12 protein-coding genes and 1 pseudogene are annotated in these 14,129 nt (G+C 45.5%); 6 read left to right on the forward strand and 7 right to left on the reverse strand.

Translation table 11 applies throughout. The annotated features are described in order from the left end of the window. Positions 1-357 precede the first annotated feature (357 nt). Both K4A83_RS18710 and K4A83_RS18715 read left to right on the forward strand, forming a co-directional pair. Complete coding sequence (locus K4A83_RS18710; RefSeq protein WP_265266192.1) at positions 358-564, forward strand: hypothetical protein; 207 nt, start codon at positions 358-360, stop codon at positions 562-564. A gap of 141 nt (positions 565-705) precedes the next feature. Next, positions 706-1,614, forward strand: a complete 909-nt coding sequence (locus K4A83_RS18715) for a DNA-methyltransferase (protein ID WP_265266193.1) — start codon at positions 706-708, stop codon at positions 1,612-1,614. A 7-nt stretch (positions 1,615-1,621) separates the two neighbouring features. On the opposite strand, the gene ftsE is transcribed toward K4A83_RS18715, so the two are convergent. Next, positions 1,622-2,395, reverse strand: a complete 774-nt coding sequence (ftsE, locus tag K4A83_RS18720; RefSeq protein ID WP_265266194.1) for a cell division ATP-binding protein FtsE — start codon at positions 2,393-2,395, stop codon at positions 1,622-1,624. A gap of 18 nt (positions 2,396-2,413) precedes the next feature. After that, positions 2,414-3,133, reverse strand: coding sequence for a WecB/TagA/CpsF family glycosyltransferase (locus tag K4A83_RS18725; RefSeq protein WP_265266195.1), 720 nt, complete (start codon positions 3,131-3,133; stop codon positions 2,414-2,416). Positions 3,134-3,301: 168 nt separating this feature from the next. Here K4A83_RS18725 and K4A83_RS18730 point away from each other — a divergent pair, with 168 nt between their 5' ends. After that, the gene (locus tag K4A83_RS18730; RefSeq protein WP_265266196.1) at positions 3,302-4,789 is read left to right on the forward strand and encodes a M48 family metallopeptidase; all 1,488 of its coding nucleotides are present in this window, start codon (positions 3,302-3,304) and stop codon (positions 4,787-4,789) included. Positions 4,790-4,841: 52 nt separating this feature from the next. On the opposite strand, the gene hcp is transcribed toward K4A83_RS18730, so the two are convergent. The 5 genes from hcp to K4A83_RS18755 form a co-directional block, all read right to left on the reverse strand. Beyond that, positions 4,842-6,503 (reverse strand): hydroxylamine reductase, encoded by a 1,662-nt coding sequence (gene hcp / locus K4A83_RS18735; RefSeq protein WP_265266197.1) that lies wholly within the window; start codon positions 6,501-6,503, stop codon positions 4,842-4,844. Between the two features lie 403 nt (positions 6,504-6,906). Beyond that, positions 6,907-7,497 carry a DUF3038 domain-containing protein gene (locus K4A83_RS18740; RefSeq protein ID WP_265266198.1) on the reverse strand — a complete coding sequence of 197 codons (591 nt, stop codon included), beginning with the start codon at positions 7,495-7,497 and terminating at the stop codon, positions 6,907-6,909. A gap of 4 nt (positions 7,498-7,501) precedes the next feature. Beyond that, the gene (locus K4A83_RS18745; protein ID WP_265266199.1) at positions 7,502-9,370 is read right to left on the reverse strand and encodes a two-component system response regulator; all 1,869 of its coding nucleotides are present in this window, start codon (positions 9,368-9,370) and stop codon (positions 7,502-7,504) included. 176 nt (positions 9,371-9,546) lie between these two features. Beyond that, the gene (locus K4A83_RS18750) at positions 9,547-11,961 is read right to left on the reverse strand and encodes a GH116 family glycosyl hydrolase (RefSeq protein WP_407810136.1); all 2,415 of its coding nucleotides are present in this window, start codon (positions 11,959-11,961) and stop codon (positions 9,547-9,549) included. A gap of 554 nt (positions 11,962-12,515) precedes the next feature. Then, entirely contained in the window at positions 12,516-12,896 is a 381-nt protein-coding gene (locus K4A83_RS18755; protein WP_265266202.1) for a hypothetical protein, read from the reverse strand. Positions 12,897-13,312: 416 nt separating this feature from the next. On the opposite strand from K4A83_RS18755, the gene K4A83_RS18760 reads away from it, so the two are divergent. The 3 genes and pseudogenes from K4A83_RS18760 to K4A83_RS23550 all read left to right on the forward strand — a co-directional run. After that, positions 13,313-13,627 carry a DUF433 domain-containing protein gene (locus tag K4A83_RS18760; protein WP_265266203.1) on the forward strand — a complete coding sequence of 105 codons (315 nt, stop codon included), beginning with the start codon at positions 13,313-13,315 and terminating at the stop codon, positions 13,625-13,627. Beyond that, a complete protein-coding gene (locus tag K4A83_RS18765) occupies positions 13,627-13,974 on the forward strand; it encodes a DUF5615 family PIN-like protein (protein WP_265266204.1) in 348 nt (115 codons plus the stop codon). Before K4A83_RS18760 ends, K4A83_RS18765 begins: the two co-directional genes overlap by 1 nt. A 28-nt stretch (positions 13,975-14,002) precedes the next feature. Then, positions 14,003-14,129: pseudogene (locus K4A83_RS23550) on the forward strand (RNA-guided endonuclease TnpB family protein); the annotation flags it as partial.

The raw sequence follows: 14,129 nt of genomic DNA on the forward strand, positions 1-14,129 counted from the left end.
AAACAAAGTCGGGATAGGGCATTGCCACGACTCTAAACGGACACGGATCGACCGTAAGACTACTTCGGTAGCAAGTTGAAATGATGTGTCAAGAATCCCCGCGCGTTCACGCCGGGGAGTATGTCAAACCCCCCGCTTTTGCCTAGATGGGGATTCTTGGTTCACCGAGCCGATTGGCCTAAAATCAAGGTGAATCTTCCCGGATTTGGGTTAATTGTTGAGAACTTTATGCAATAATACAGAGTTGAGGAAAACAGTCCCTCATTATTAAACAACTCTTTACTTGTTCTATACTCGCGCTTAACCATGTCACTAATTCACTGGGATAAATCTGTTCTAACCTTTCATTTGAAGGAAATGATCGAGGATCGTCAAACCGGAGATTCAACCGCGCTCCTCGGCTTAGGTGCGCTAGTTGCAGGAACAATTGTTTTACCTGCGGCGGCAAAATTTGGCAAACCTGTATTGAAAGGAATTATCAAAAGTGGCTTGTCTCTTTATCAAGAGGCTAAAGTCACCCCAGCCCCTAAATCAGCCCGGAGTGCTTCCCGTAGCGTCTCCTAGGTCACAAAAAACAGAAAAACAATAAATTGTCGTAGGGTGCGTCAGACCCCAGAAATATAGACCGCAACCCATATTTTTTGTGCTGACGCACCAGCTAGATTTCAAAACAAGTACAAATAGCCAAGGGGTTTATTCCTAAAAATGGTCGGGAAAAGACTGTCTATTGAGGTCATTCCTCAACACTATCATCTCCAATTTGATCATCCCAATGGCAAACTTTATCAGGGAGATGCCATCCCTTGGTTATCTTGTATGGAATCCGAATCAATTGACTTAATTTTTGCGGATCCTCCCTACAATCTAAAAAAAGCCCATTGGGATAATTTTGAAACTCAAAAACAATATATTGATTGGTCTTTAAAATGGATTGAACAGGCCGCACGAGTGCTGAAAAAACAGGGGACTATGTATGTCTGTGGCTTTTCCGAGGTACTGGCCGATCTCAAGCATCCCAGTATGAAATTCTTCCAATCATGTCGCTGGTTGATCTGGCACTACAAAAATAAAGCCAATTTAGGCCATGATTGGGGAAGATCCCATGAAAGTATCTTACATTTCCGCAAAACCCAAAAAGTCCGGTTAAATATTGATGATATTCGTATCCCTTATAGATCCCATACCTTAAAATATCCCTCTCATCCCCAAGCGGAAACCAGCCAATATAATCAAGGAAAAAAGCGTCAAGATATTTGGACTCCTCATCCTAAAGGTGCGAAACCTAAAGATGTCATTGAAATCCCAATCACTTGTAATGGGATGAATGAATCAACCCCTCATCCTACCCAAAAGCCGGAAGCTTTGTTGAGAAAATTTATTCTGGCTTCATCCCAAGCGGGAGACACTATCCTAGACCCATTTTCCGGTTCTGGGACAACGTTAGTCGCCGCAGAACAGTTAGGTCGTAAGTGGTTAGGCTGTGATCTAGATCCTCAATATAATATCTGGGCAATGGATCGACTGGATCGCGTTGAAAAGAGGAGCGTGGAAGAATGGATTCTGTACGATCAAAAAATAGCAGAACGTCGGGAGAAAGTTCGTTTTAATAATTAATCATTAATCAACGTTTTTGCCAATACAATTGGCCTTGTCGTAACTCAACAATGGGTTTTCCCGAGAGGCCTGCGAGGTGATGATCATGGGTGGTGACAATAATAGTCGCCCCGTAGGTGTTGAGGTTTTCTAGAGTTCTCAGGATTTGGGTGGCATTTTCGAGGTCTAAATTCCCCGTAGGTTCATCGGCTAAGACTAAAGGCGGCGTTCCTACAATAGCGCGGGCAATGCTCACCCGTTGCTGTTCTCCTCCCGAAAGTTGATCGGGGAATGCGTCTGCTTTGTGGGCTAAACCCACCATTTTTAGGGTGGGGAGTAAGCGCCGTTCTATTTCTTGTTGGCGGCGCCCTTGAGCTTGGAGGACAAAAGCTACGTTTTCGGCGACGGTGCGGTTAGGGATGAGTTTATAGTCTTGGAACACTACACCAATACGGCGGCGGAATTTGGCGAGATGATCCCCTTTGAGTTCATGGACTTCTGAACCGTTAACGTAAATTTGACCGGAGGAGGGGGTTTCTTCACCGTAGAGTAGTTTGAGCAGGGTAGATTTTCCTGTGCCGGAGGTTCCGGTAATAAAGATAAAATCCCCCCGTTTGAGGTTCAAGTTCGCACCAATGAGACAACGACTCCCATCGGGATAGATTTTGGAGACATCCTGTAGGCGGATGATGATTTCTTTGGGGGGGGGTGCTTGGCGAAACGGTCGGGTTGGGGCGACGTTTTCCAAGGGGATAGAGCGTGTTTGTGGGTTAATGACGATTCTTCGTCGAGACGTTTTCATGGATATCTAGTCCACTCATTATTTTACGAAGGCACGGAGAGCAAACTGGGGCAATACTAACATCCTGCGCCACCGCCAAGGTTCTTGATAGAGACGATACAACCACTCTAAATGATTTTCGCGTAACCACATCGGCGCTCTTGATTTTACACCGCCCCAGATGTCAAAACTGCCCCCGACTCCAATCCAAATGGCTTGAGGGCAAAGGTGACGATGTTGGGCAATCCAATATTCTTGTCGGGGAACGCCTAAACCGACGAAAATAACCCGGGGTTGGGTGGTTTGGAGGAAGTCTTTTAACTGTTCTTCTTCGGAGGGGGATAAGTAGCCGTGATAGGCGGTGATGTTGAGGTTGGGGGAACGGTTTTCCCAGTAGTAGGCGGCTTTTTGGGCAACGCCGGGGGCTCCGCCATAGAAGACGATGGGAAAGCTGGGTACCTGGCCGATGTGTTCTAAGAGGGAGGCGGCGAGTTCAATGCCAGGACAGCGTTGTTGTTGGTGACGACGTAACCGGAGATAGAAAATTACTCCAGCACCGTCGGGAATGACCAGTTCTGCCTGTTTAATCACTTGGGTGAGTTGGGGGGTGCGTTCGGCTAACATGGCCATTTCTGAGTTGAGGGTGACGATGTGGGTGGTTTGCCCGTTTTCAAGGCGCGATCGCAACCAACTCAGATAATCCCGACAGAGGTGAACGGGTAAGTGTAAAACAGAAACTTGTTTTAGAGATTCTGGCATCGCCAATGTTGTCAAGTGTTTTAAATAATTATTTACAATTTGCGGAAAAGATGCAATCCTGCTGACGATGGTTCAGAATTGCCAAACATCTTACCCTAAGAGGGAGAACAATTTCCCGAGAAATTGTTCAGAATAGAAGGCTATACAGTGATTTTGCCCTATTGTGCCATGAAATTCGTCTTTCACGCTGGTTTAATTGTTTGTAGTAGCTGTTTCTCCGGTGTGGTGTTGGCGGAAGTTCCTCCCCCGTTGGAAATTATCACCGAGGCAGAAATTCAGGAAGTACCACAACGCACCTTTGAATTAAGTCCGGAAGAACAAGCCCGTTATGACGTTTTACGAGAGGCCGATGCTTTATTCCGGGCAGGAAATCACGCCCGCGCTCGGGAGTTGTATCAAAGTGTAAAATCTCCTTTTACGCGGGAAAATCAGCCCCTGGTCGCCCGTGAAGAGGGGTTTATGGATCCAGGTCTTTTATCTCCGGCTGGTGGGGTGTTTTGGCGACAATATCAACAAGGGGTGAGCCAAGATTTAGATAGTAAGGTGTTGGTGCCGTTGCAATTGTTGGTGGAACGAGAACCGGGCTTTGTGTTGGGTCATTTACACTATGCTAAACGGTTGAAGGAACGAGGGCATAATCAAAGGGCCCAGGAGATTTTGCAACAAGCGTTAGCCCGGTTTCCCAATCATCTGGAATTGACGGAAATGGCGATTCAAACCTATGAAGCGGGGGAAAATTGGCTGGGGGCTTCGTTTCTGGCGCGTCAGTTTGCTTTGATGAATCCCGAACATCCCGCACAGGAGGGGTTTTTACGACGGGCGGATGAGAATTTTCGCCGCTATCAACACCAATTACAACAGCAAATTACAGGGGGTGCGATCGCCAATGTTCTTACAGGAAGTTTAAGTCTGTTAGCCACGGGCAATATTTTCGGCTCTTTGTCTACCGTAGAAACTACCGCCTTGTTATTACGGGGAGAATCGGCAGTAGGCGATCGCATGGCCCGTCAAATCCTCAGTCAAGCTCCCCTGATCACAGATCCGGAAGTAGTGGCCTATGTGCAGGACATTGGGGAAAAATTAGTGCAAGTGTCCGGTCGAAATGACTTTAACTATCAATTCCATATCCTCCAGGATGAGACAATCAACGCCTTTGCTCTCCCCGGAGGACAAATCTTCATTCATGCCGGAGCCCTTTTAGCCGCCCAGTCGGAAGCAGAACTGGCGGGACTTTTAGCCCATGAACTCTCCCATACTATCCTCTCTCACGGCTTCCAGTTAATGACTCAAGGTCAAGTCACAGCCAATCTGATGCGTCAAATCCCTTGGGTCGGGAGGACGGCGACCAATTTAATGGTATTCCGCTATAGTCGCGACATGGAACGACAGGCCGATCGCGTGGGAACTCGTCTCCTCGCCGCTAGTGGCTACGCGGCCGATGGTTTACGCAATTTGTTGTTACGGTTGGAGCAGGAAAATAAACCCAGTCCCCCCCCCTGGTTATCGACCCATCCAGAGACAAGGGAACGAGTCGCCGATTTAGAGCGGTTCATTGTGCAACACAATCTCAATCGGTACAGTTATGAGGGGGTAGAACGTCATCTGGAGATACGGAAACGGGTGTTTGATCTGTTGGAATCAAACCAGAATCCGTGAACAGTGGTAGGGTGCGTCAGAAGACATCACCGAAGTTCAATCAGAATTCCCGTCATCCTGACGCACCACTGAGACAAGCTGCTAAATCCGCCTCTGGGGTGGTAATAGCTTGCAGATGATAATGATCTGACAACAACTTAAACACATTGGGCGAAATAAACGCAGGTAACGTCGGCCCTAGACGAATGTTTTTAATCCCTAAATACAACAGCGTCAATAAAACCGCTACTGCTTTTTGTTCATACCAAGATAAAATCATCGATAAGGGCAAATCATTCACCCCCACCTCAAACGCATTAGCGAGTCCTAAAGCAATTTGAATGGCAGAATAGGCATCATTGCACTGTCCCACATCCATTAACCGGGGCAATTCACCAATTTGACCTAAATTTTTGTCAAAAAAGCGGAACTTCCCACAAGCTAGGGTTAAAACAATACAATCCTCCGGCACTTTTTCCACAAATTCCGTGTAGTAACTGCGTCCCGGTTTCGCCCCGTCACAACCTCCGACTAAAAAGAAATGACGGATTTTTCCTTGTTTGACGGCTTCAATTACCGTATCGGCAACACTTAAAACCGTATTGTGAGCAAATCCGACCATCACTTGACGGGGTTCTGATTCTTCCGTAAAACCGGGGAGACTGTTAGCCTTCGCAATCACGGGACTATAGTCTACATTCCCCTGTTCATTAGCGGCTAAATAGTTAAGACCCGGATAGCCTACAGGACCAACGGTAAACAGTTTTTCCTCATAGGTTTCATGGGGTGGCATTAGACAATTAGTGGTAACAATAATTGCCCCGGGGAAACGGTGAAAATCTTTAGTTTGGTTTTGCCATGCTGTGCCGTAATGACCATAAAAATGGGGATATTTTTCTTTTAAACGGGGATAACCATGAGCAGGCAAAAGTTCGCCGTGGGTGTAAACGGTTAACCCTGTATTGGCGGTTTGTTCGAGAATGGCACAGAGTTGTTTAATATCATGACCCGAGACTAAAATAGCCTTACCTAAGCGGGGATTGAGGGGAACATGGGTAGGGATAGGATGACCATAGGTGCTAGTGTGTCCCTGATCTAAAAGTTCCATCGCCCGCAGGTTAATTTCTCCGACTTTGAGGGCTAAATCTACCCAATCTGGTAAGTCTAAATCGTCCCGATCAATGGCGGCGAGGGCTTCGTGAATAAAGGTGTAAACAACGTCATCTTCCTGTCCTAATTCATAAGCGTGGAAGGTATAAGATGCAGCCCCTTTGATGCCATATAAAACTGTCAGTTTTAAGGAAAAAACATCAATGTTATGATCAATTTGGCTTAAAAAAGGTAAGGCGGCTTCCTGACCTTGGGTGACTAAGCTTTCATCCCAATTCGGTTGATAATTGGAGAGTTCTGACCAATGGGCATTTTCTGGACTAATAGCTTGAATTTGCGCCTTGAGTTGTTCCCGTTTTTCGAGACACTGCTGAATGTAATTTGTAAAGCGTTTGCTATTAAAATTAACATTGGTCATGGTGGCAAATAGGGACTCACAGGTAAACACATCTAAATCGTGAGTATTAATGCCCAATTTTTTAGCGGTTAACACAATGGGAGCAACCCCTCGCAAACAATAGACTAAAATATCTTGAGTGGTGTTGACTTCAGGACTCTTTCCACAGGCTCCCCATTGATGACAACCATCTCCACTTGCGGTTTGTTCGCATTGTTCGCAAAACATAGTTTTTGTCCTTTTTTTGTACTTCTTACTGGGTATATATGCTTAAGATTGACCCATTTTGAACTTGAATACTTTTGATGGCGCAATCTTAAGGGCGCAATCTAAGAGAAGTTGAAGCAACATTGAGAAAAGTTGTTACTTTTTTTGGTGAGAATGTATAAACAACTACGGTTTATTATAGTGGTTTTGAGATCAGGCTGGTTCTAATATTTGCTAAATATTCTTTAAATTAGTTTAAGTTTGGTATAGTTAAGCTGTCACACTTTTCAATAATTGGTTTGATGTGGTGACAGTTCAACTTCACTGAACCTATATCGGGATTTGATGGAAATTATCCTTTCTCGAAAAACTGGGGTTTAAATTAAAAAGTCCAGAAACTCTGTTTCAAGCTTGGGGTTAGAAACTAGCCTTGAGCGCTGTCGAAGAGGGCTAACCAGAGCCGCCGATGTCCATTGACGGCGCTATAAAATAATAAATCAATCAGCAGTTTAAAACCGAGATCCTTTAATGCTTCTGGGGTCATGTCTTCGTCATTCCCCCGACGTTCTAAGTAGGTGTTACTGAAGGTGTCGATATAATCCCCGAGTAAGGCTACACGACAGGGATCTTGTTCTTGTGCGGTCATTTGTTCTAATAACATAATCCCCCGTCGGATTAATTCTTGCTCTTGGTGGGCGAGATGGCAAATGACCAAGACGAGGGCGCGAGCTTCTTCTACGTCGAGCTTTTTCCGTCCCCCGGAGCTTTTGCGTTCGGGATTAGATTGACGTAAGCGCCACAGGGCCACGCGATCGCCAATTAAACTTTCTAGCTTAAAATAGGCGACAGCTTGGAGAATTTCTTTAGAACCAATTCCGGAGAGGGATTCTAGGGCAAGCAGCAGTAAGTCTAGGTGCGTTTTGATGTTGTCCAATTGTCCGGCGCTGGGGGAGGACTGGAGGGAAAGTTCTTCCCAAGGGGAAGTCGAGGGGGACTGCTGAACAGTTGAATACATGGGTTTATTTTAGAGAACAGGCTAGAGTTCCTTGTAGAAATTCTGTCGCGTTTTCGACGGTTAACGGTTTGGCAAATAAATAACCTTGCCCTAAGTCACAATTCATGGTTTGTAATTGGGCGAGTTGAGCAGGGGTTTCTATGCCTTCTGCTACGACGGTCATGTTTAAATTACGCGCTAGGGTGAGGATATTCTGGACAATGGCTTGACTTTCTGACCCTTCATCAAGACGGTTAATAAAAGAGCGGTCAATTTTCAGGGTGGTTACGGGTAGATTATGCAGACGACTGAGGGAGGAATATCCGGTGCCGAAGTCATCGATACAGAGTTCAATGCCTAAATCCGCAATCCGCCGTAAACTGTGCATTCCTTCGGCGGTCGTTGCCCAGAAACCCGTTTCTGTAATTTCGAGTTTAATGGCTGCTCTGGTTCCTTCCTGAAGATAGTCTGACCAATTAATTTGTTCCAGGGCTTCTAAACATTGACGATGGACGTTAGAAATATTAACGTTCATGGTCAGGCTGGCTGCATTTTTAAATTGTTGCTGCCATTTTTGAAGTTGTTGACTGGCGGTTTTTAATGCCCAGATATCGAGTTTATGAATGAGTCCAATTTCTTCGGCAATGGGGACAAATTTATTGGGAAATAATAGACCTTTGCTGGGATGATGCCAGCGAATTAAGCTCTCAAAACCGACGATTTTGAGGGTTGATAAGCAAATAATAGGTTGATAGTGTAAACAAAATTGTTCTTGTTCTAAACCTGTTCTTAAATCGGTTTCAATTTGAATGCGTTCTAGGGTTTGGGTTTTGAGGTGTGGGGTGAGGAAAGTATAAGACCCTTTGCGATAGTTTTTGGCATGGTGGAGGGCAAAATCTGCATCGCGCAAGAGTTCCATGGAGTTCTCATAGAGGTCAACGTTGGGAATAATGCCCAGACTGGCATTGAGGGTAATGTGATAATGTTCGATATTAAAGGGGCGTTGAATGTCAGCTAGGAGAATTTGTGCGAGGTTTTCCAGGCTGGCTAAATTATTATGGGAGCGCAATAATATTACAAATTCATCTCCTCCTAAACGGGCAATACTTTCCGGGGGGGATAAATACCATTGAATCCGTTCGGCGAGTTGCTTAAGCAGTTGATCTCCTACAAAATGACCAAAGCGCTCATTGACATTTTTAAAACGGTCTAAATCTAACAGAAAAATGCTCCAATCTTCGCCTTTTTGCTGTAAAATTCGCTCTAAAGAACCCAGTAACCAAGAACGATTAGGTAAACCCGTTAGGAGGTCATGGGTGGCTTCATAGCGGAGTTGTTCTTCTTGGTGTTGAAGCCGTTGGAGGGCTTGGGAGAGTTCTTGGGTGCGATCGCCAATTCGTTGTTCTAATTCCTGATTCAGTCGGCGTAGCTGCTCTTCGGCGGCTTGTCTGGCTGCAATTTCGCTAATTAATTCTTGATTTTGTGCCTGTAATTGTTGTTGTAACTGACTGAGATTTAAATGCAGTTGTAAGCGACTTAAAACTTCTTCTTGTTGGAAAGGTTTACAAATAAAATCAACGGCTCCGGTAGAAAGTCCTTCTACTTTATGTTGTAAATCCGATAAAGCAGTTAAATAAATAACCGGAATGTCTTGGGTCTTTGGATTATCTTTCAGTTTGCGACATATTTCAAACCCATTCATTCCGGGCATGGCAATGTCCAGTAGAATTAAATCGGGTCTGATGCTTTTTAGTTTCTGTAAAGCCGTTTGACCATTTTGGGCGACCAATACTTTAAATCCAGCAGCTTTTAAGAAGCCCAAGAGAACCCTTAAATTAATAGGATTATCGTCCACCACAAAAATTGTAGCCTTTTCCTCAACTAAGCTATCCATAGATATTATCAGGGCAGGATCACGGTGGATTCACGCACGGGATTCACGCATTCAATTCACGCACTCAATTCACGACCTGTTCTTTGAGGAAATCTAGGTGATCTCAAAACCGGACGGCTAGACTGTATAGATCAACGAATTATCCCCTATTTTAGCAAACTTCGCTTAAGGGCAGATTAACAAAAATCCGTGAGGACTCCGTAAATACCCCAAATGGCCAGGGCGCGTAAATAATGGCTAGCGCGGAACGTCCCAACGGCGGTAATGGCTTCGGGGGTGCGGAATTGGAGTCCATTCTCATAGACCTGTTTAACCACTTGTTCGGTTAATTTCATCCCTTCTGCTTTCATCCCTGAATGAATTAAATAGGCAGCCAGACCAAAATTAATCCCGGTCCAGACTTCTAGGGGGTGGGTGTCGTTGGGATTCAGGGGGCTGCCATCGGGTCTTAGACCATTGGCTGCGCCAAATTGCCCGTTATGAAACTTTAAGAAGCAGGCATCATAGACTTTTTTTAAGGCAGACTCGGCATATTCCGGGGCGACAACATCGGGTAGACCCAGGAGTTGGGCGTAAAATTGCCCACACATTTGGTCAGCCATGACGACATCAGACCCACTTTCACTATCAAGGCGGAAATATTCTCCATTCCAGAGTTTTTCGAGATAAATGGGTCGAGATTGGTCGAGCCAAGTTTGATAGGTGCGGATTTCTTCCTCTAAACAGGTGGGATAATTGGGGGGTTCTAAGTCGGGGTTTTGGGGGGGGTTTTGGCGTAAAATTGCAGCAATGGCGATCGCCGCTTCTAAGGCCGCAATCCATAAACCCCCACAGTAGGCACTCACCCCCCGCAATTGCCAATCATCAAAGGTCTGGTCTGGCGCGCCGGAATTTTCGGGAATGCCATCCCCATCTAAATCAAACCCCTTGAGGTAGTGCAATGTAACCGGAATTGCTGCCCAACATTCCCACAAAAAGGCAATATCTGTCTCTCCCGTCAGTCGATAATCTCGATAGACTTGTAGGACAAAATCGGCGGGTAAATCTTTCCACTGATTGCAGTCTTGATAACTGGTGTAATTCGTTTTCTCCCAAGGATGCTCATTGGGTGCGCCGAGGTCGTGGGGGGTGGCTCCGGCGGCTTTGCGAATGGCGGGGGCGTTGTTATAGCCAATCACCCGAGGGGTATCGTCTCCTGTGGGAATAGCCCTCGCAAAGGCTTCTAATACGGCTTTATCCAAGCGGGGGAATAACATCAGGGTGGCAAAAGACCCATACAAACGAACATCTAGGCTTTCATACCAGCGATAGTCGATACATTCCAAGACTCCAAACTGTCCTACGGGGTCGTTTTCTGTGGCGGCGGTCCAGAGAGTACCGCCATCAACTAAGAGGTACAACTCGTTAAACAGCGCCATTTTAAACCAGTCGGGCAGGTCGGTGCGTTGGATGATGGGCTGTTGCCAGTTTTGGATTTTCTCCCGCCAGACATCCCCATGTTTTAAGGCTGTGCGGACGACAGTCCAGGCATTATTCCCGGTGCGGGCGAAAAAGTCGGTATGACGGCGATAGTAGTTCACCCCTTCGGCAAATTCAGTGACGGGAAAATCCCAGGAGAGGATAAAGGGAATTTTTCGGGTTTTGCCGGGACGGATGGTAAAGCGAATGGCAAAGGCCCCGGCAATTTGTTCCCCGGGGGAGGCGGGGGTTTCGTCTTGTTTATCGGGCAGGGAACCATCCATGGCGAAATGATCCCAGATTTCACTACCATCTCCCGAGGGGTTCCAACGGGTATGATAGAAGGCTTCTAGGGCAGGATTGATAATACTGGCGATCGCCATTTGCCCTTCCCCTTCCTGTAATTCCTCATGGGGCCGCACCCGATTAAACAAACAACCAACGCGGTAATTATCTGTAATCCACTGGTTATAATTCCCCATACTATCCCCCCATTTGGGTTGATAGTCGTAAACCGGACTGCCATCATCCCGCACGGTGACAGTGGGTTTTTTCACCGCATTGGCAAACCAGCCCACGGTATTCTGCCAAGTCCATAAAATACTGAGGGTAATGGGTTTATCGGTGGGATTATGCACCGTCCATTCAAAAATCCCCACCGGATAGCTGGATTCTTGATAACAATTGGGCCAAATGGGGGAAAACTGCTCACAAATGATCTCGCTTTTGAACACGCCCTCGTATTTGAACCAACTGCGGGGATAGAGGGCATGATAACTCCCCTTTTCGGGAGGATACCAAGTCCAACGGGAGAGACTGCCATCCTCTGGGGCTTCTGTGGAGAGTGCGTATACTTGGGCCTCTTCTCCCTCCGGTTGTTCAAAAATACTGAACTGACAAGCGGGCAAACTACGAAAGATATGTTCTCCCCCGTCAATGTGCCAGAGGTTGAAATCCCCCCGATGGGAACGACCAATACACCCAGCCCCCAATCCCCCCAAGGGCATCCCATGCCAGGGCCCATCATCAAGGTTACTGGCATAACGCACGGTGTAGGGATTTTCCCAGCCCAAACCGATGGCGCGTTGCCACGCACAGGAGGGAATTTCTGGGAGGGGGATTTTAAAGTTCATCATGATCAATAGTTTATTAAAACAATAATCAATTATTAATTATCAATTCATCGTAATTAATAATTAACAGGCAATAAAGGAGAGAGGAGAGGCAAGAGCAAGATTGAGCGAATCATTCTATGTTTGGGTGATCGGCGTGATCTTTATCACAGGTCTGGCAACTAATCTATCACTGGTTTGCCTTGAGATCATCACTTTGAGCTTTTATGGCTGTCACGAGTTTGTCTTTTTGTTGTCACTGCCCTGATTCATAAATTGACCGATAGTAAAAGAGTAGCAGCCATTGATTGGGTCTTGTGCTGGTGCTTTAAGGTCTTTGGTCTTTAATGAGGAGTTGTTGAAAACATCATGAATCGGGTGTGTTATCTAATTTTGGGAATTGTGGGGGGGTTTCTATGCTTGGATGCCATAGAAACCCCGTGTAGTAGTTTACGGAAACAGGAAAGCCGATTGGGCCAGCTTTCCTTCATGATGACTTTATCTGAGGGTGAATCAGATTTTTCGGCGATCGCTCAACCGAAACCTTGGTTTGCTCCTGATCGAGGTGGGCCGGACTATACTTTACCCACGGGGACACGCTGAGGAAGATGGGTTAGGACAAGGTTTTTCATGTGGGGAAGATAACGCTGAAATTGGCTGTAACCGTAAATCGCGCTCAGGTTAACGGAGAGGCACAAAAGCCCTAAACCGCTCAGGATAAAGGTGACGGGGGTAACAACTCCGATGCTGAACCAACTGCTGATATGGAGAAAAATCAGCACGGAAACCGTACAAGCGGCGATCGCACATCGGGTCACAATAGGTTGAGATCGTTGTGTAACAAGCAATAAGAAGGTACACCCGGTTAAGGTTAAGTCAAGGGGGATTAAAAATCCGCAAATCCCCACACAGTGGGTGCGCGAGAGGTCAGCTAAGGTAGAAATAAGTTCGATCACAAATGATTCCTAATTGTTTGAGTATTTTGTAACTATGCTAATCGGACTGTTTACAACGGGTCAGCAATGTTAAGAATGATTACAGGAACAAGTCCTAGGGGGTGGGGGTGTCGGAAATAATTAGGGCTTGCTGTGCCACTTCGTGGAGCTATGCTAACCCGAAGCGTGCCGTTAGGCCTATAACACCCCTACGCTAGACCGAACAGGGAACAGTATACAAGGGTTACAAGGAGCTTGAAGTATTATGAGAAACTTCTCTGAGAGTTAAGCAATGATTTGGAAACGCTATATGGATTTTCAAATAATTTAATAATTTCTTCAGGAAGAGGATAGTTACAATTATCAGGGACAACAAATTCCTCTTCACATAACTCAATAGTCCGATGATGTACAGCTTTTTTAGAGGATAACAAAAAATGAAATTAACAACAACACAACATAAATATATCGAAATTGATGAGAACAATGTCCCCTATATTAGTGGGACAACCATGAAAGTGATTGAACTCATTTCAGGTCATCTGGCTTTTGGCTGGAGTCCAGAAGAAATAAAGTTTCAACATCCTTACCTAACAATGAGTCAAATTTATTCCGCCCTAGCCTATTATTGGGATCACAAAAAAGAATTAGATAATGATCTTCAAAAACGCTCGAAAAAAGTTGAAAAGATCAGACAAAAAATAGGAGAAACCTCTCTATCTAGAAAACTTCGCAATCAGGGTTTAATTTGATGACGATTGCCCTTTATATGGATGAACACATTCGCCGTGCTATTACCAATGGTTTAAGGTTACGTGATGTTGATGTAATAACGGTTCAAGAAGATGGAAAACAGGGCGAACCAGATGAAAATTTATTGAATCGTTCAACCGAACTGGGTCGTGTTTTCTTCACTCAAGATGATGATTTTTTGACACTGGCTCACCATTATCAGCAAGAAAATATTAACTTTGGTGGAGTCATTTACGCACATCAACAATCTTTGACTGTAGGTGAGTGTGTGCGGGATTTAGAAATTATTTCTAAAGCTAGTGATCCAGAAGATTTATGGAATCAAGTGCAATACTTACCCCTGTAAATTATTGATATAGCGTTTCCATTTGAGTACCGATAGCAATGGTGAAACAGTTGAAAACCCCCGACATCTCAGGAAAGGTGAGGAGCGACTGAAACAGTCGCAACGCATTGTTTCCAAAAGGAAGAAGGGGGGTAAAAACCGAGCAAAAGCAAGGG

The sequence above is a fragment of the Spirulina subsalsa FACHB-351 genome, from assembly GCF_026130165.1.
Lineage (GTDB): Bacteria > Cyanobacteriota > Cyanobacteriia > Cyanobacteriales > Spirulinaceae > Spirulina_A > Spirulina_A subsalsa_A.